Source organism: Paracoccus liaowanqingii, assembly GCF_004683865.2.
Taxonomy (GTDB): domain Bacteria; phylum Pseudomonadota; class Alphaproteobacteria; order Rhodobacterales; family Rhodobacteraceae; genus Paracoccus; species Paracoccus liaowanqingii.
This window is the reverse complement of sequence record NZ_CP038439.1, coordinates 1,237,388-1,255,559: the sequence shown is the minus strand read 5'-3', so window position 1 is coordinate 1,255,559 and position 18,172 is coordinate 1,237,388. Positions and strand designations below refer to the sequence as shown.

Here is an 18,172-nt window from a genome sequence, read left to right as displayed (position 1 = left end):
TGGGGCATTGACCTTCGCAGAATAAGCTTCGGAGAAGGTCTGGGCTGCCAACCTCCATCCGCATGCCCATCAAGACTATCGAGCCGCGCAAACAAGTGTCTCACTTTGCCAACGTCTTCGGCTAGGATGCAGCAAATTTGCGGAGTGAATTTGAATGGCGTTATTTGACTGGCTTCTCGGACGCAGCTTTGAGCCGCAGCGTCGCGATCCGCGACGGGCGGAGGGTTTTGAACCATCCTCGTCTCGATACGTCCGGGCCTCTGCCAGAACGTCCTTCGGCCATGCGAAACACGTCCCCCAGGGACGCTTCCGCTTTATCGCGTTGGACGTGGAAACAGCATGCAGTGATGCCGCAAGCATCTGCCAGATCGGCCTAGCCTGCGTTCAACCCGATGACGAGATCCAGACATTCTCCATGCTGATCAATCCCCGCAGCCGGTTCGATCCCTTCAACATCCGGCTTCACGGCATCGGTCCGGATCATGTGGCAGAGGCACCCGGATTTTCAGACGCCTTGGAGGTTTTGCTACCGCTGCTGACGCAGCACCATCTTATCCAGCACAGCAATTTCGACAAGCAGGCGGTGACCGCCGCCTGCAGGTCCTGTGGCATCGACGTGCCCGAACTGCGATGGAGCGACAGCGTCATGATCGCCAGGCGGGCCTGGCCCGAGCTGAAGGGGAATGGCGGGCACGGTCTGGCCAATCTCAAGAGGACGCTGAACCTGAGGTTCCACCACCATGATGCGGGCGAGGACGCCCGCGCAGCTGCAATGGTCGTGCAGCACGCCGAGCGCCATCTTGGTCTTTCCTTCGAGGACCTGACCAAGCCGGTTCGCAAAAAGACTTATGCCCCGGCGATCACCATGGCGGGAGACCCGTCAGGGCCCCTGGCCGGTTCCACGGTGGTTTTCACGGGCGCGCTTGGCCTGTCCCGGACCGAGGCCGCCGAATTGGCCGCCCGGGCCGGGATGTCGGTCAAGGCCGGCGTGACCAGGCAGACCACTCACCTTGTCATCGGGGATCAGGATCTGTCCCTGCTTGCCGGAGATGCGCGAAGCAGCAAGCACCGAAAAGCCAAAGACATGCAGGCTGTCGGCCACCCCATCCAGATCCTTGGCGAAAGCGACTTTCGAAAGCTAGTCGCACAGAGCGACACCGTCTGAACCCCTGCGAGGGCGTCCTCGTTTGAGTGCGCAGCAAATCCCATGCAGTCGGCGTTCCACACAGTGTGCATCTGTAACCCGCAGAAGGAACCATGGCCGGCAGGACAATCCAGGACTTGGCAAAGGCAATGGGCAAGATCGACTTTGCCATGCTGACCACCCGGACCGAGGGCGGGCAATTGGCCACACGCCCGATGAGCAACAAAAGCGAGGTCGAGTGGGACGGTGACAGCTATTACTTCACCTATGAAGACACGCGCACCGTCAGCGACATCGAGCGCGACCGTCATGTCGCGCTGTCCTTCCAGGGCCGCGCGGGCATCCTGGGCGCGCGGCCTCTGTTCGTGGCCGTCGAGGGCGAGGCCAGCATCATCCGCGACAAGGCGGCCTTCGCCGACCATTGGTCCGCCGACATTGATCGGTGGTTCCCCGACGGGATAGACACACCCGGCATGGCACTGGTCAAGGTTCACGCCGTGCGCGTCCATTACTGGGACGGCGAGGAAGAGGGTGAGGTCGAACCTTCGAAGGCCTGACCCCATCGTCGCAATGGCCGGCGGGGATTGCTATCCAAAACGGGTCCAGCCCAGCCCTCCTTGACTGACACCTTCGATGAGGAGGTGGATGAGATGTTTGGCTTGTGTTCGGCCCGAACCTGCCGGCTGGCACCTGTAGCGTGCCGCCGTGTAGCTTCGCCATACCGGACAGTCGGACCTGCCGCTGCCATATCATGTAGACAGGGTGCGACGTGCGGGACGAAGCGTCATTGATCCCGAGCCCAGCGAACCAGCGGAAGATAGAGTTATACTCCATCTGCTCCATGCGGGCCCAACATCTCCGAGATCGGCAGCCTGGTCTGTCATGTTGAAGGGCCTTTTGGCAGCAGACGATGGACCACCTTCGGCGCCCTCAAGTCCTGAGCTGAAACTGCTGATCAAGACAAACGTCAGTAGGTCATGGCCGCAGCATTCAGAAGGCCCACCGAGAGACTGACCGCCGCCAGGTGCATGGCGGCTGCGGTCTGACCCTCTTCGATCCGGGTCACGATATCGCTGTGGAAGAGCCGGAAAACCAGGAAGCAGAGGACCTGCAGGACCCCGGCCACCACGCCCCAGACCAGGACATCGAGCAGGCTGATGGAGTTCTGGACCGCCGACGCGATCGGCAGCACGAAGCCGATCATCGCGCCGCCATAGGAAATGGACGCGGCGGGGTTGTTGGCGCGGATCAGCGCGTGCTCGTCATGTGGCGTCACCATGGCGTAGATCTTCATGAAGGCCAGGAACAGGCCGATGGCGACCCCCATGTAAAGAAGGAAGGCGGGGAGACCCGCGACGGAGGCGAGGAGAGCATTGTCCATGTTCGGCAGTCCTTATGCGGCGATACCGGAAGCATAGTGCATCGACCGTCCAGGCTGAACCAAGCTTTTCGCGATCCGCCGAACGGCCTTGCGTGCCGGGAATATTGTGTCCGGGGATCCGCGCGCGGCCCGAGGCTACGTGCAACGCACGCGGGTCTACCCGTCGATCTGCGTCACCTGGCGGGGAGGCCAGAACCGTTGGACATGGTCTAGGCGCACCCGGCCCAAAGCCGCCGGTGAGGGTTCACGCGGCGACGGTCGGGTGCCTTGCCACCTGGATCGTTTAGATCTCGCTTCGGCTATAGCAAGACCGGTCGCTCAGGAGTTGCTCGCCCGTGTGTGTTCTCTCACCTCGCGGCAAGACATCCTGACCAAAACACCTTGATATCGTCGCTGGACGCCGCTAGCTGGTTCTCGACAATTATACTCAACAATGGAACCGCTTGATGTCGCAAAAATCGATCATGGCGATTGCAGTCGCAGTTTCAACCTGCCTTGGCTCTGCGGTCCAGGCACAGACGGACTATCCCATGACGGTCGAGAACTGCGGGCAGTCCGTCACCTTCGAGGCTCCGCCGCAGAACGCCGTTGCGCTTGGTCAGAACAGCGCCGAGATCATGCTGATGCTGGGGCTCGAGGACCGCATGGCGGCGACGGCCTTCTGGCCCAACACGGTGCTGCCCGAGCTGGCAGAGGCGAACGCCGAGGTGGAGCTTCTGTCGGTCGAGTTTCCCTCGCTGGAATCGGTGCTGGCGGTGCAGCCCGACTTCGTGGCGGCGATGCTGGTCACGCTCATGGGTCCCGACAGCAAGGTCGCCCAACGCGAGGATTTTCACAGCCTGGGCATTCCCACCTATCTGTCCCCGAGCGCCTGTTCCGTGACGGAGGTCTCCACCGACATCTACGGCACCCGCTCCGAGCTCTGGACGATGGATCAACTCTACAAAGAGATCTCGGATCTGTCGCGGATCTTCGATGTCGCGGATCGGGGCGAGTCCGTTATCGCGGATCTGAAGGCGCGCGAGTCGGCCCTGCGCGGGCGATTCGAGGACCGCGATGACCTGACATTCCTGTTCTGGTTCTCCAGCCCGTCGCCCGAAGACGATGCCTACCTCGCCGGCGGCAACGGTCCGTCGACGTATATCGCGGAGCTTCTGGGCGGCTCGAACGCCGTCAAGGCCGCGTCCGAATGGCCGACCTTGGGCTGGGAAGGCATCATGGCGACCGACCCCACCGTGATCGTCGCGGCACAGGTCGACCGCAAGCGCTGGAACCTCGACGAGGCCGAGAACAAGATCGCCTTTCTCGAATCCGATCCGATCGTCAGCCAGATGGAGGCCGTGCAGAAGGGCCGCATTGTCGTGATGCCCGGTGCTGCGACCAATGCCAGCATCCAGACGCTCTACGGGGCCGAGGAGGTCGCCGAGCAGCTTGAGGCGCTCGACCTCGCGGAATGAGCGCAGGCATCATGGATCGCGGTATGGTGCGGTTCGCACTGCTGACGCTTGTCTCGGCCACGGTCCTGGCCTTCGCCATCGCCGTCGCGACCGCCATCGGCGACTACACGATCGGGCTTGGCACCGTGTTCCTGGCAATCACCAACGGGATTGGCCTGACCGCCGCCGAGCTTCCGCCCATCGAGGAAAGCGTGGTCTGGGACCTGCGGCTCAGCCGTGCGCTCGTCGCGGCACTCGCCGGGGCGGGGCTGGCGCTCTGCGGCGCGATCCTCCAGGCGCTCCTGCGCAACCCGCTGGCCGAACCCTTCGTGCTGGGCATCTCGGCCGGCGCCTCGACCGGCGCGGTCTGCGTGATCATCCTCGGCGTCGGCTCAGGCAGCCTCACGCTCTCGGCCGGGGCCTTTGCCGGGGCCTTCGCGGCCTTCGGCGTGGTGGCGCTCTTGTCGAACGGCGCGACGAGCGGGCCGAACCACACGATCCTGGCCGGAGTCGCCGCCTCACAGCTCTTCAACGCGCTTACCTCCTACATCGTGACCACCTCCGGGAATGCCGAACAGGCGCGCAATGTCATGTTCTGGCTGCTGGGCAGCTTCGGCGGCGTGCGCTGGCCCGACTTCCAGCTTCTGCTGGTGACGGTGCCTCTGGGTCTGGCGCTCTGCATCTACATGGCGCGCGCCCTCGACGCCTTCACCTTCGGAGACGAGGACGCGGCCGCGCTCGGCGTTCCGGTGGGGCGGATACGTCTCGTGCTGTTCGCGGTGACGGCCGTGATGACGGCAACGATCGTCAGCATGGTCGGCGCCATCGGCTTCGTGGGCCTCGTCGTGCCCCATGCCGCGCGCTTCGTCGTGGGGCCGATGCACATGCGCCTCCTGCCCGCCTGCGCGGTCATCGGGGCGATCTTCATGGTGACCGCCGACATCGTGTCGCGGGTGATCGTGGCGCAGCAGACCGTCCCCATCGGCGTTGTCACCGCCCTTGTCGGGGTGCCCTTCTTCGCGATCATCCTCTACCGCGCGAGGCCGCAGGCATGAGCGTCGTGGCGCAGAACCTCACCTGGGGCGTGAGGCGCAAGACCATCGTCTCGGACGTGTCGCTCGCGGTCGCGCCTGGCGAGACACTCGGGCTGATCGGCCCCAACGGCTCGGGCAAGTCCTCATTGCTGCGGCTTCTGGCGGGGCTGCGTCGTCCCGGCTCCGGCCGGGTCGAGATCAACGGCCAAGACATCGCGCAGGTGTCCCGCAAGGCGCTGTCGCGCCAGGTGGCGTTCGTCCAGCAGAGCGCTGCGACGGACACCAATGTCACCGTCGCCGATGTGGTGCGGCTCGGGCGGACGCCGCACCGCTCTGCGCTCGCGGGCTGGTCCAAGGCCGACGAGGCGGCGGTCGGCGAGGCGCTCGATCGCGTCGACATGACATCGCGCAGCAAGCAGGCTTGGCAGACCCTGTCCGGGGGCGAGCGTCAGCGCGTGCATATCGCCCGCGCTCTGGCACAGGCGCCGCAGGTGGTGTTCCTCGACGAGCCGACGAACCATCTCGACATTCATCACCAGATCGAGATCCTGCGCATGGTGCGCGATCTCGACCTGACCAGCGTCATCGCCCTGCACGACCTCAACCTCGCCGCGATGTTCTGCGACCGTATCGTGGTCCTTCAACAGGGTTCTGTCTGCGCGTGCGGAACGCCCCACGCCGTGCTTACCCGAGATATCCTGCGCGACGTGTTTCGCGTGGCAGCACAAGTCGACGGATCGGCGGAGGCCGGTCGCCCGCATATCCGCTTCAGCGCAGGATGAGGCGCTTTGGATCGATGACACACTGCCCCGTTAGACTCCCTGGTGCCCGGGCCGCGCGGTCGTGAACGTGCCGCTTCCCCAGGCCACTGCCCTGCCGTTCTTGCAGAACGAAGCGCTCGGGATCACGCTCCGCATCCTCTCGACCCTCGCCTTTGCGCTGATGGGCGTTTGCGTCAAGGCGCTCGGTGACACGGTCCCTCTGGGGCAAGTCGTGTTTTTCCGCTCCGCAATCGCCCTTCTGCCGCTTGCCGCATACCTGTGGTGGCGCGGTGACTGGCCTGGCGGTCTCAGGACATCGCGACCCTTCGGGCATATCGGGCGCTGCCTCATGGGAGCCGCGGCCATGTTCACTTCGTTCGCGACGATCCGCCTGTTGCCGCTCGCCGAAGCGACGATGCTTTCCTACCTCGCGCCGGTCATGCTCGCCGTGCTGGCCTGGGTGCTTCTGAAAGAGCGCCTGACCGCGAGGCGGATCGCAGGGGTGGCCCTTGGTCTGGCGGGTGCGGCTGCATTCTGCCTGCCTGCCTTCGCGGGCGGCTTACCCGACACGGGGGGCTTGGGGGTGTTTCTCGGCATTGTCACCGCCATGTTGACAGCCGGTGCTTTAATTCAGGTGCGCCGTCTCACATTGCTTGGCGAAGGCGCTGGCGCAATCGCGTTCTGGTTTGCCATCGTATCCGCCTTATGCGGCCTGGCGACGCTTCCCTGGGGATGGACCTGGCCTGGCACGGCCGGCACGATGCTGTTGATCTCCACCGGCTTTGCAGGCGGGCTCGCCCATATCTTGATGACGTTGTCTTTCCGCCATGCCGATGCCTCCGCTTTGGCTCCGTTCGAATACCTTTCGGTGCTCTGGGCCGTGGCGCTTGGCTTTGTCTTCTTCGCAGAGGTGCCGGGCTTGGCCTTCCTGCTTGCAGGTCCGCTGGTCCTGCTCGGAGCGATTGTCGCTCGGTCTCCGAGAGCGAGGTAAGGCACACCGCATTATGACGCCGACCTCTGGAATGCTGATCACGGAAAAACGACCAGCCGACAGCAGCCATGGGTTCAGACTTTGGACCGAATAAGCTGTTCTGGCCAGGCACGGAAATCGAGGGTTTTCCGCTTACCAGACCTTCATGCCACACACAGCGAATGTCGGGTTCCCGCCCATTCGGTTTTCAAGAGCACTCACCTGTCCTTCGACATACGGAGCGTCGGCTTTCGGCTGATGCTGCGGACGCCATGCTGCACCACTGTCAGGCTGCTCTCCGCCCCTTTCGACGGTCCAACTCGCTTCGGCGTGGTCGACCCAGAGCGGTCGCTCCGACGAGCAGCGACGCCGCAGCGTGGCTTCCCCAGACCGGACATTTGTGCCACACGCAGCGAGATCGGTAATCGGCGTCTGAACCCCAAGTTGCTTGTCTGACGCTGTGCTGCGAAGTCCTTTCCTCCGCTGATGGGAAGTGCGTTTCGCAATATGTGCCAAGAATTCCTTTCTCACTCCTTTGGGCGTCGAGATCCATGCGTCGGGGCATCGCCGGTGGCCGAATGAGGTGAAGGCTCTGGTGGTCGCCGACACGCGCGAGCCGGGTGTCACGGTGAATGCCGTGGCGGACAGGTAAGGTGTGCAGCCGAACCACCTGTCGGCGTGGCGGCGGCTGGCGAAGCAAGGCAAGCTGGTGCTGCCATCTGCACCAACCGACGAGCCGGTCTTTGCCCCGCTGGTGGTCTGCGATCCGGCGCCAGCACCACCTTCCTGCGACAGCCGGCCGGCTGAAAAGCATATCCGAATCGTGATCGACAAGGGCACGGCCACTGTTCGGCTGGCCGAGATCGTCGAGGCCCTTGGAGAAGTGCCGTGCTGATGCCGTCGCAGGGCATGCGGATCCTGGTCGCGACCAAGCCGGTGGACTTCAGAAAAGGCGCGGCGCGTCATGGAGGCGATGATCGGGATGGTTAAGATCAACGTGGCCGCGATCGAGGCCGCTGCCAAGGGCTACGGAAGCTGACCCCGCGCCCGCGCAAGGATAGGTGCTGAGCTGTTGGCGAAAACGATTACTGCGGGCTCAGGCTAATATCGTCTTGTTCCCGGCTATGCAGCCGCATCGACACTGCCACACGGCATGCATCTCACTGCCAGAACTCGACCGTTGAGTGCCCTAAGGCAAGTTTGGCGGCGCAGAGCCAGGCGCCTACCGGACTCTATCCGGCGACAAGATCAGCCAAGCGTCTTCCCAAGGGCCGATCCGGATCAGCTAGGTCGAGAACGATTGAAAGATGATTTCGATCAAGCTCTTCATAGACCTCAGACCTTAGGCCGGCATTCAGCAGCAGCTTCCCAAAGGCCCGCGCTTGTTGGTGAAAAGGCGCCGTTTCCGCATCGCCCCGCGTGAGAATACGCAGCGGCCCGGGGCGGTGACATGCGGCAAGCGGGGACCAGGCTGCGGCCTCATCATGTCGCAGCTGCGCTTCGTTCTTCAAAAAACTCTCGGGAATATCTGAAAGATCGTAGATGCCGCTGACCAAAAGAAGGGCCTGTAGATCTGGGGTATCAGCAGCCATGCTATCGTCTCCCGGTGCGGTGGCCGCAAGGAGTGACACAAGGTGGGCTCCTGCGGAGTGCCCGCTTGCGGTGAATCGGGCGGCATCCGCCCCAATTTCCGGGGCCAGCCGAGCCAAAAATTTGCACGCTTGGCGGATCTGAGCCACGATTGCGGCCAAACGCGTGCCGGGCATCAGGTCGTAGCCAACGATGGCCGCGATCCCGCCTGCTGCAATGACCGGCGCGGCGACAAGGGTGTGATCGTTCTTTGATCCGGACCGCCAATATCCCCCATGCACGAACATGTGCAGCGGCGCCCCCGCCTTGGGCGCGTCCGGAAAGACCAGATCGAGCGTCGTGCGGGACGTCGCGCCGTAAGCGATGTCCCTCCTGATGATGACACGCGAGGCCAGACTGTGACTGCGCTCTGCCGTTTCAGCGACGAGATGGTCGAAGTCGGGAATGAAATCCCGATTGCGGTAGAGATCGATCATTACACCCGTGCCCCGATCAGAACTCAACGGCATAATACTTGGGTTCCATGAACTCAAGAATGCCAGTCACACCTCCTTCTCGTCCCAGACCACTCTGCTTGGTGCCGCCAAAGGGCGCCGCGGGATCGGACATGAGGCCTCGGTTGATTCCGATCATCCCGGTGTCGATGCCCTTGCCGACCCGCATGGCCCGGACCAGATCGCGGGAGAAGACATAGGCGGCAAGGCCATATTCGGTGTTGTTCGCCAGGGCGATTGCTTCTGCTTCGGTCTCGAATCGGTAGACCGCGGCAACAGGGCCAAAGATCTCCTCGCGTCCAATCGACATGCCTAGTGGGACATCCCTGAGCACGGTGGGGGGATAATAGTATCCGTCATTGCCGGGCCGGGTCCCACCGGTGGTCGCCTTGGCACCCTGTGTCACGGCTTCAGAAACAAGTCGGTCGATCTTGTCCACGGCCTGAACAGTGATCATCGGGCCGCATTCGGTGGCAGCTTCATAGCCGGGGCCGACCTTCATGGCCCGCATCCTTGCTGTTAGACCCTCCACAAAGGCGTCGTGGATCCCGGACTGGACATAAAATCGGTTGGCTGCGGTGCAGGCCTCGCCCGCATTCCGCATTTTGGCAATCATTGCTGCGTCCAGCGTCGCTTCCAGATCTGCGTCGTCGAACACGAGGAATGGCGCGTTGCCGCCCAGCTCCATCGAACAGCTCACGACTGTCTTTGCTGCCTCTGCGAGCAGGGTGCGGCCCACACCGGTGGAGCCGGTGAAGGACAGCTTGCGAACCCGGGGGTCGGCCAGGATCGCGGCAGTGAACGGGCCGGGCCGGGCGGTGGTGAGCACGTTCACGACGCCGTCCGGCACCCCGGCCTCTGCACCCAGTCTTGCCATGGCATAAGCAGTCAGGGGGGTTTCGGAAGCGGGCTTGAGGATCACGGTGCAGCCCGCCGCAAGCGCCGGGCCGATCTTGCGCGTGGCCATCGCAGCGGGAAAATTCCACGGAGTGATCAGCAAGGCGATCCCGATCGGTTCATGATCGACGAGGATGCGATGTGTGCCCGAGGGCGTGGTGCGGAACTCTCCCGCAACGCGGCTGGCCTCTTCAGAATACCAGCGGAAGAATTCCGCCGCGTAGGCGACTTCTCCCCGAGCGTCGGCCAGCGCCTTGCCGTTTTCAAGCGAGATCAGCAGCGCTAGCTCCTCGGCATGTTCCCGCATCAGCTCGAACCACCGGCGCAGGATTTCGCTGCGCTGGCGGGGCGGCGTGCTTCGCCATCCCTCGGCGGCAGCCGCTGCGGCATCGACGGCCATGGTTGCCTCGGCAAAACCCGCATCCGGCACCTCGGCGATAGTCTGCCCGGTCGCGGGGTCAGTGACCGGAATGCCGGCTCCCCCAAGCCAACGCCCCCCTATCCAGAGGCCGTGGGCGTGCAGCGAAGGATCGGCATAGCCGGAAAAGCGCGTATCGTTCATCATGAGGATCTCCGGGACATCAGGCAAGGATTGTTCGGTCGCCCGCAAAGGCGGCGTCGACGAGGCGGCGCATGTCGGCGGCAGGCAGGGGACGGGGATTGTTCTGGATCAGGCGGGCGATGGTGCAACTTTGCTCGGTGACCCAATCGATGCGGTCCTCGGCAAGTCCAAGCTCGCGCAATGTGGGCGGGATGCCGATGCGGCCGAACAGATCCGCTATGGCGGGGATGACATCGGCGCCCGACCCTACGCCGATGACCTGCGCGATCGATTCGAGTTCCGGAGCGATGGTGGGCGCATTCCATGCCATGACATAGGGCATCAGGCAGGCGACACCGGCGCCATGAGGCGTTTGGGTCAGGGCCCCCACCGGATACTGGATCGCATGAGCCGCCGCTGTTCCTGCCACACCGAAGGCGAGACCCGCATAGGTCGCGCCCATCATCACGTTTGCCCGTGCGGAAGCATCACCCCCGTTAGTGCATGCGGTCTCCAACCCCTCCCACAGCAATCCGATGGCCTGCAGGGCGAAGTGGTCCGAAGCTGCATTCTTGCCAACAAACACGCGCTGCTGCGCGATCCCCGCATCCGGCGAGCGGCGTATGGCGCTGAATGCTTCGATGGCATGGGTCAGCGCATCTGCCCCGGCAATCGCGGTCAGCCCGCGCGGGCAGGACATGGTCAGATCGGGATCGCAGATCGCGGCGGTGGGGATGAGATAGGGCGACGAAATACCGACTTTCAGATTGCGCGCACTGTCGGACAGAACCGCGACAGGCGTCACTTCAGACCCGGTGCCCGCGGTCGTCGGGATGGCAATGATGGGCAGAACCGGCCCCGGGACCAGGTTCTCGCCATAGTAATCCTGAGGCGATTTGCCGTGAGCTAGCAGCAGCGCGAGGCATTTCGCCATATCCAGACAAGAGCCGCCGCCGATGCCGATCACGAGGTCCGGCGAAAAGGCCCGTGCATGGTCCGCAGCGATGATCGCGCTGGTCACCGGAACGTCCGGCAAGGTGCCGCTCTCGACCTCGACCTCCAGGCCCGCATCGCGCAGGTGGACAAGCATCGCCAGAAATTCTTTGTCCGAGGCCAGCCTCTCATCCGTCACCACAAGGGCGCGGCGGCCCAGCCCTGCCGCGATCTGGCCCAAGGCATGCCGCTGACCGGAACCGAAGACCAGTTCCCGGGGCGCACGGATAACTCCAAATAACGACATCGTTCGGTTCTCCTAATGATCGATCATGATCGGCCAAGGGCCAGTAATGTTTCGTAAAGTTCTTCGGGCACATCTATGCCTTCGTCGCGCGAAACATCCCGGCGCGCCCGCATGCCATCGCCCGGAACAGAAACCGGCCGGGTCGGATCGCACGGGCGTGATTGCCGAAGACGATTGAGATATTCAGTCAACGCGGCGGAAGGTCCGGCTGCGGTCGGGTCGATCACCACCACCACGTCACCCTTGGTCGCCACCTCGTCTTCGTCCAGGGTGCCGCGCACCTCCGGCGCAAAGCTGGACCCGGCAAGGGTAGCGACGAGCAATTCCACCGCAAGGCCGAGGCCATAGCCCTTGGCATCGCCAAAGGGCGCCAAGGCACCGTCTTTCGCCGCATGCGGGTCCGTTGTCGGATGGCCGTCCCTGTCCACCGCCCAGCCCTCGGGGATCGGCTTGTTCACTAGGGCGTGGTGGTGGATCTTGCCCATGGAGACTAGGCTGGTTGCAAGGTCGAGCACGAAGGGATCGTCCGCGGTCGGAACGCCGATGGCGATCGGGTTCGTCCCAAGCATCGCTTCCGTGCCACCGAAAGGGTGGACCAGCGCCTCGCTCGTGGTCATGACCATACCGATCATACCCCTATGAGCGATCCGCTCGACATACCAAGCTAGCATCCCGATGTGATTGGAGTTCCGAATGGCCGCCATGGCCATGCCAAGTGCGCGCGCCTTTGGCAGCAGATCTTCGATCGCGGCGTCGAGGACCACCGGACCCAGTCCCCGCTGCCCGTCCACCGCCAGAAAGCCGGGCCTGACCGACCGAGCCACGCCCTGCGAGCGGGGATCGGCCAGACCCGCATCAATACGGGCAAGCAATCTTGGGAGGCGTTGGAGGCCGTGCGAGGGCAGACCGCGCATTTCCGCTTCGATCAGCAGCTCGGCTTGCAACGCCGCATGTGGCAACGGGGCCCCGTAATCGTGCAGCAGGGTGGACGCAATGGAACGCAGACCGTCGGCGTCATGCTTCATCGCATAGACCTCTCTATCGGCATTGCGACCCGGCTCCATGCTGACCACCCACGCTCAAATCATATCGTATATGATATTGTATTTGACATCAGGTCTGGCATTTGGCAACGCTTTCTTCACGATGGGACGTAGAAATGGGAGTTCGCTCACGATGGCGACAGCACCGGAGCACATTCAACAAACTGGCGTTGTCCGGCCACGCAGCATTGTCACCAGTGTCTACGAAAGCATCTATGAAAAGCTGATGTCCCTTGAGATCCCCCCGGGAGCGCGGATCCCGATGGATGCCCTCGCCCGCGAATTGAACGTGTCCCAAACACCGGTTCGTGAAGCTCTGGCTTGCCTGGAGCGCGAGGGCCTCGTCTTAAAGGCCCACCTAATCGGCTTTTCGGCTGCACCCCAACTGACCCGAAAGCAGTTCGAAGATCTTTACACATTCCGCCTGCTGCTGGAGCCCGAGGGCGCCCGACTTGCCTGCGCGGCGATGACTGCGGAAGCCCTTGCCAGACTGGAGGAGGTGGCCGCGGACATGGGCCGGGGCGCACCGCCTGTCGACCGCAACAGCCGCTATTCCCGCTTTGCCCGTGCCGACGCTCATTTCCACGAGGAAATCCTGCGCATCGCGGGCAATGACGTCATGCGGCTGGCGCTTTCCGATCAGCATGTCCACCTGCACATCTTCCGCCTGATGTTCCACAGCCGTGTCACCACCGAGGCACTGGACGAACACGCGGCCCTGCTGGATGCGTTCCGCCGGGGCGATGTGGCCGGTGCGGGCGCGGCGATGCATGATCATGTCGAACGCTCGCGGGATCGCCTGCGCATGGCTTTCGAATGACCTCCGCGGTCACGAAGACAGGACCCTCCGAGGCAGTCGCGCTATCAGCGCGGGGATTGGCAAAATCCTATGGACCGGTCACCGTGCTGTCGGACATCACATTGGATATCCGCGCAGGCGAGGTTCACGCGATCATCGGCGAGAACGGCGCCGGTAAGTCGACGCTGATGAAGCTTCTGTCGGGGCATGTTCGCCCCAGCACGGGGCATCTTGAAATGGACGGGCAACGCGCCGATTTCGCCGATGCGGTTGCAGCCGAGGCGGCAGGAGTCGTTCTGGTCCATCAGGAAATCCTGCTGGCACCCGATTTGACCGTCGCGCAGAACCTCTTTCTGGGGCGTGAGCTGACGCGCGGTCCGATGATCGACGACCGGGCGATGGACATTCGCACAGCCGAGGTGCTGGACCGTGTCGGCGCCAGGGCGCACCCGACTGATCGGGTCGGTGATCAGCCCTTGGCCCAGCAACAATTGTTCCAGATCGCGCGGGCGGTGCTTGACCCTCGCCGGGTCGTCATTCTCGACGAACCCACCGCGATGCTGGCCAATGACGAGGTCGCCGCCCTGATCGACATCGTCAGGAACCTGCGCGATGCGGGGGTGGCGGTCCTTTATATCTCGCATCGTCTCGATGAGGTCGAGGCGCTGGCAGACCGGATTACCGTGCTTCGCGACGGCCGCTGCGTCGGGACATGGGACGCCTCCGAACTGACACAGCGCGCCATGGCCGAGCTGATGGTCGGACGCGAGCTGTCGATGCTTTACCCGCCGCGTCGGGATCCGCCCATCGCCGCCCCGATCCTGGTCGTCGAAGGGCTGACGGTAGATCACGGCGCAGTCCGCGGCGATTTCTCCGTCTCTCCCGGCGAGGTGCTGGGCATCGGGGGGATGATCGGCGCTGGCCGGACCGAGCTGATGGAAGGCCTGATGGGCTTGCGTCCGTCCCAGGCCGTCCGCGTCGAGGTAAACGGCCAATCCGTCCCATCGCGCTCCGTCGATGCCATGATGCGGGCAGGCTTGGTCTATCTGACGGAGGACAGAAAGGGCAAAGGCCTTCTTCTGAACGAACAGCTTGGGCCAAATCTTGTGCTTCAGGCGCTGGCATCGGTCAGCCCCGGCCTGCAGATCGACAAGACCGGCGAGGCAAACGCTCTGCATAAGGCGGTCGAAAATTATGATATCCGCGTGCGTAGCCTGACAATGCTGGCCGGGCAGCTGTCAGGCGGCAACCAACAGAAGCTGCTGTTGGCGAAAGTGATGATGACCGATCCCTCGATCGTCATCATCGACGAACCTACCCGCGGGATCGACATCGGCAACAAGAGCCAGATCTATCAGTTCATCGACCGCCTCGTGCGCGCCGGCAAGGCCTGCATCATCATTTCGTCCGAGTTGCCGGAACTCGTCGGTTTGTCCGACCGCGTGCTTGTGATGCGCGGCGGCCGGTTCGTGGCCGAGATGACAGGCGACCGGATCACCGAGCAGAACATCGTCTATGCCGCCGCCAGCAGCCATCATGCAGACGATGGCGACCCGGCGGCAGCCGCGCTGCCGCAGGACACTACGGCGGCATCCGTAATGGACAAGGAGCCCGCGACATGACGAGCACGACCAAATCCGCCCATGGCGTCGCCCCGACTACACCCCGCCGGCGCAGCGTCCGGCTGAGCGACTTCGCCCCCTATATCGCCCTGATCGTCATTGTTCTTGTCGGCGCGCTCATCAATTCGAATTTTCTCGGGATCAACAACCTGACGAATATCGTCACCCGCAGCGCCTTCATCGCGATCATCGCCGTGGGAGCGACATTCGTGATCGCCTCTGGCGGCATCGATCTGTCCGTGGGCTCGATGATGGCGTTTGTAACCGGGATCATGATCATGACGATGAATGCCCTTGTGCCCGCCCTCGGTCCCATGGCGATCCCGGTGGGCGCGCTGGTGGCGCTGGTGGTCGGTGGGCTTTGTGGTCTCTTCAACGGCCTGATCGTGACCCTCGGCAAGATCGAACCGTTCATCGTGACACTCGGCACGATGGGGATTTTCCGCGCCTTCATTACCTTCATGACCGATGGCGGCTCGCTGCCGATCGATCGCACGCTGCGCGAGGCCTATCGCCCGGTCTATTTCGGCAATGTCATGGGCATTCCGATCCCGGTGCTGATCACCGTGATCGTGGCGCTGGCTGCCGGTTTTCTGCTGTATCGCACCAAGTTCGGTCGGCGCCTGACCGCGGCAGGATCTAGCCCCGACGTGGCCCGATTTTCGGGCGTGCATGTCGGTCGTGTCAGGACACTAGCCTATGTGATCCAGGGCGTGTGCGTCTCGATTGCTGCGATTTGCTATGTGCCGCGCCTTGGCGCCGCAACCCCAACCACGGGTCAGCTTTGGGAACTGCAAGTCATTACCGCTGTCGTCATCGGTGGCACCCTGTTGCGCGGAGGAAAAGGGCGCATTGGGGGCACGATCGCAGGCGTTCTGATTTTGGAGATCATCGCCAACGTCATGGTGCTGTCGAACATGGTCTCGGAATACCTCGTTGCTGCGGTGCAGGGGGCCATCATCATCATCGCCATGCTTGCTCACCGCTTAACCAGCGGCCGCTGACAAGGCCGCCAACCAAACCAAGGGAGGACTACCAAATGACCCACTCAAAAGCTCTGACGCGCATGCTCGCATCCGCCGCTGTGCTGGCCACCACAACCTTCGCAGCCCACGCCCAGAATATCGAATTCACCATCGCCGTGTCGATCCCCGCGGCAACGCATGGATGGACGGGGGGCGTTGTCTATCATGCCGAGCAAGCCGCCCAGCAGATCGAGGCTGCCTTTCCGAACATAGATGTCATCGTGTCCACATCTTCCTCCGCCACTGCACAGGTTTCGGCCTTAGAGGATCTTTCCGCCAACAACGACCTTGATGCGTTGGTGATCCTTCCGTTCACATCGGAAGAGCTGACCGGCCCGGTCGAGCAAGTCGCGTCGGGGGGCACCTTTATCACCGTCGTCGACAGAGGCCTGAGCGACGAGTCGATCCAGGACCTCTATGTCGCCGGTGACAACATCGCCGTCGGCGCAAATACGGCGTCCTGGCTTGTCGAACAACTGGGCGGCGAGGGCGAGATCGTCGTTCTTCGTGGCATTCCCACCGTCATTGACGACGAGCGCATCCAAGGCTTCACCGAGGTGATCGACCAGTCGGACATCGAGATCCTCGACATCCAGTATGCCAACTGGAACCAGGACGAGGCCTTCACGCTCATGCAGGACTATCTCGCCAAATATCCCAACATCGATGCGGTCTGGGCAAATGATGATGACATGCTGCTGGGCGTGCTCGAGGCTGTCGATCAGGCTGACCGGACGGATGTCCAATACGCTCTGGGCGGCAACGGCATGAAGCAGGTAATCGAAATGGTCATGGAGGGCGACGAGCGCACACCGATCTCGACGCCCTATCCCCCTTCGATGATCGCGTCTGCCATCTACATGACAGCGGGACAATTTGCAGGCCAGGCCCCGATGCGGGGGGCTTTCCTTCTCGATGCGCCCCTGATCACACCCGAAAATGCGGATCAGTTCTATTTCCCCGACTCTCCCTTCTGAAATTCACCCTGTCTCCGGGGCTAACCTGGCCCCGGAGATCCGAAACGATCCCGATACGACGCCAGGAGAAACCAAATGAACGGCAAGAAAATCCTCATGCTCTGCGGTGAATTCACCGAGGAATACGAGATCTTTGTTTTCCAGCAGGGAATGGAGGCTGTTGGCCATACCGTCCATGTCGTCTGCCCTGATAAAAACGCTGGCGACATGATCGCCACCTCGCTCCATGATTTTGAGGGGCACCAGACCTACACGGAAAAGCCGGGCCATAACGCCGAGATCAACAAGACTTTTGCCGAGGTCGAAGGTGAACTTGACAGTTATGATGCGGTCTACGCTGCGGGTGGTCGTGGACCGGAATACATCCGCACCGATCCTCGCGTGCAGACTATGGTCAGACACTTCCACGAGACCGGCAAACCCATCTTCACAATTTGCCACGGCGTGCAGATCCTCATGGCAGTTCCCGGCGTGATCAAGGGCCGCACGGTTGCTTGCCTGCCGGCATGCGCACCCGAGGTGGCTGCCGTCGGGGGCATCTACTATGATGCGGGTCCCAAGGAGGCCTATGTCGATGGTAACATGGTGTCGGGCAAAGGCTGGACCGCCCTCGCAGCCTTCATGAGGGAGTGCCTGAAAGTCCTGGGAACCGAGATCCGCCATACTTAGGTGCGGTTCGTGACCCGGTCGGTTCTATGATCCCTGGCCACCCGTTTGGCGGCGGGTGGCCGCACACAGCTAGGCCCATGCGGTGCTCGTTCGGTTAGAGAGCGGCCGGACGAGATAGGGCTTGATAGGACTATAGCTCACCTCTTTAGGCGCACCGCTGCGTTTCGTTCAAATCAGGCAGCCGCTGACGGACCGCTGCCGCCTGTCATAGACGGGCCGCCACGCGGCTTCATAAAAACGTCGTTCCAATCCTTCGCATCGCTATGCAGCTTCCGCGGAGATGAGGTTGAAGCACTGGCGGCCCATTGTGGACGGTCAGGCTCGACCGGGTGCTGCGGCGCAGCTTCCCAGAACCGGTCGTTTGTGCTGGCCCGGGGGGGAATAGCTGCAAAGATCGTAGATAGCGACCCTGGACGGATCTGCCTGCGGATTGCACCTCTCAAAGAAGCTTTTCTCAAAGGTTGCTCCGGAGAGCGGCGAGGAAGTTGTTCTATTTGCGGAGGCGATGCAGATATGACGATCGCCTCTTACTGCTAAATCCGCAGCGGG

17 protein-coding genes are annotated in these 18,172 nt (G+C 62.8%); 12 read left to right on the top strand and 5 right to left on the bottom strand.

Features of this window, described 5'->3' with window-relative positions:
- The first annotated feature begins 154 nt into the window (after positions 1-154).
- Both E4191_RS05960 and E4191_RS05955 read left to right on the top strand, forming a co-directional pair.
- The gene (locus E4191_RS05960) at positions 155-1,165 is read left to right on the top strand and encodes an exonuclease domain-containing protein (RefSeq protein WP_135312598.1); all 1,011 of its coding nucleotides are present in this window, start codon (positions 155-157) and stop codon (positions 1,163-1,165) included.
- A 92-nt stretch (positions 1,166-1,257) separates the two neighbouring features.
- Complete coding sequence (locus E4191_RS05955; protein WP_135312597.1) at positions 1,258-1,701, top strand: pyridoxamine 5'-phosphate oxidase family protein; 444 nt, start codon at positions 1,258-1,260, stop codon at positions 1,699-1,701.
- A gap of 410 nt (positions 1,702-2,111) precedes the next feature.
- Here the strand turns inward: E4191_RS05955 and E4191_RS05950 are convergent, their stop codons facing one another.
- Positions 2,112-2,525: a DUF350 domain-containing protein gene (locus E4191_RS05950; RefSeq protein ID WP_135312596.1), complete on the bottom strand. Its 414-nt coding sequence runs from the start codon at positions 2,523-2,525 to the stop codon at positions 2,112-2,114.
- Positions 2,526-3,055: 530 nt separating this feature from the next.
- On the opposite strand from E4191_RS05950, the gene E4191_RS05945 reads away from it, so the two are divergent.
- The 5 genes from E4191_RS05945 (at position 3,056) to E4191_RS23670 (ending at position 7,621) form a co-directional block, all read left to right on the top strand.
- Positions 3,056-3,982, top strand: coding sequence for an ABC transporter substrate-binding protein (locus E4191_RS05945; protein WP_228461591.1), 927 nt, complete (start codon positions 3,056-3,058; stop codon positions 3,980-3,982).
- A 23-nt stretch (positions 3,983-4,005) separates the two neighbouring features.
- On the top strand, positions 4,006-5,016 hold the full coding sequence (locus tag E4191_RS05940; RefSeq protein ID WP_228461589.1) for a FecCD family ABC transporter permease: 1,011 nt from the start codon (positions 4,006-4,008) through the stop codon (positions 5,014-5,016).
- Positions 5,013-5,777 (top strand): ABC transporter ATP-binding protein, encoded by a 765-nt coding sequence (locus E4191_RS05935; protein WP_135312593.1) that lies wholly within the window; start codon positions 5,013-5,015, stop codon positions 5,775-5,777. Before E4191_RS05940 ends, E4191_RS05935 begins: the two co-directional genes overlap by 4 nt.
- A gap of 61 nt (positions 5,778-5,838) precedes the next feature.
- Positions 5,839-6,747: a DMT family transporter gene (locus E4191_RS05930; RefSeq protein ID WP_228461587.1), complete on the top strand. Its 909-nt coding sequence runs from the start codon at positions 5,839-5,841 to the stop codon at positions 6,745-6,747.
- Positions 6,748-7,381: 634 nt separating this feature from the next.
- The gene (locus E4191_RS23670) at positions 7,382-7,621 is read left to right on the top strand and encodes an IS66 family insertion sequence element accessory protein TnpB (protein WP_176562637.1); all 240 of its coding nucleotides are present in this window, start codon (positions 7,382-7,384) and stop codon (positions 7,619-7,621) included.
- 337 nt (positions 7,622-7,958) lie between these two features.
- On the opposite strand, the gene E4191_RS05920 is transcribed toward E4191_RS23670, so the two are convergent.
- The 4 genes from E4191_RS05920 to E4191_RS05905 are packed head-to-tail and all read right to left on the bottom strand — an operon-like array spanning position 7,959 to position 12,513.
- The gene (locus E4191_RS05920) at positions 7,959-8,792 is read right to left on the bottom strand and encodes an alpha/beta hydrolase (RefSeq protein WP_135312592.1); all 834 of its coding nucleotides are present in this window, start codon (positions 8,790-8,792) and stop codon (positions 7,959-7,961) included.
- Positions 8,793-8,808: 16 nt separating this feature from the next.
- Entirely contained in the window at positions 8,809-10,272 is a 1,464-nt protein-coding gene (locus E4191_RS05915; RefSeq protein ID WP_135312591.1) for an NAD-dependent succinate-semialdehyde dehydrogenase, read from the bottom strand.
- Between the two features lie 16 nt (positions 10,273-10,288).
- On the bottom strand, positions 10,289-11,488 hold the full coding sequence (locus tag E4191_RS05910; protein WP_135312590.1) for an iron-containing alcohol dehydrogenase: 1,200 nt from the start codon (positions 11,486-11,488) through the stop codon (positions 10,289-10,291).
- Between the two features lie 23 nt (positions 11,489-11,511).
- Positions 11,512-12,513 carry an Ldh family oxidoreductase gene (locus tag E4191_RS05905; protein WP_135312589.1) on the bottom strand — a complete coding sequence of 334 codons (1,002 nt, stop codon included), beginning with the start codon at positions 12,511-12,513 and terminating at the stop codon, positions 11,512-11,514.
- 37 nt (positions 12,514-12,550) lie between these two features.
- On the opposite strand from E4191_RS05905, the gene E4191_RS05900 reads away from it, so the two are divergent.
- The 5 genes from E4191_RS05900 (at position 12,551) to E4191_RS05880 (ending at position 17,623) form a co-directional block, all read left to right on the top strand.
- Positions 12,551-13,351: a GntR family transcriptional regulator gene (locus tag E4191_RS05900; RefSeq protein WP_228461585.1), complete on the top strand. Its 801-nt coding sequence runs from the start codon at positions 12,551-12,553 to the stop codon at positions 13,349-13,351.
- 83 nt (positions 13,352-13,434) lie between these two features.
- On the top strand, positions 13,435-14,952 hold the full coding sequence (locus E4191_RS05895; RefSeq protein ID WP_228461583.1) for a sugar ABC transporter ATP-binding protein: 1,518 nt from the start codon (positions 13,435-13,437) through the stop codon (positions 14,950-14,952).
- Positions 14,949-15,956: an ABC transporter permease gene (locus E4191_RS05890; RefSeq protein ID WP_135312587.1), complete on the top strand. Its 1,008-nt coding sequence runs from the start codon at positions 14,949-14,951 to the stop codon at positions 15,954-15,956. The genes E4191_RS05895 and E4191_RS05890 overlap by 4 nt, the downstream gene beginning before the upstream one ends.
- Before the next feature lie 35 nt (positions 15,957-15,991).
- A complete protein-coding gene (locus tag E4191_RS05885) occupies positions 15,992-16,954 on the top strand; it encodes a substrate-binding domain-containing protein (RefSeq protein WP_135312586.1) in 963 nt (320 codons plus the stop codon).
- Positions 16,955-17,029: 75 nt separating this feature from the next.
- Positions 17,030-17,623 carry a DJ-1/PfpI family protein gene (locus E4191_RS05880; RefSeq protein ID WP_135312585.1) on the top strand — a complete coding sequence of 198 codons (594 nt, stop codon included), beginning with the start codon at positions 17,030-17,032 and terminating at the stop codon, positions 17,621-17,623.
- Positions 17,624-18,172: the final 549 nt, after the last annotated feature.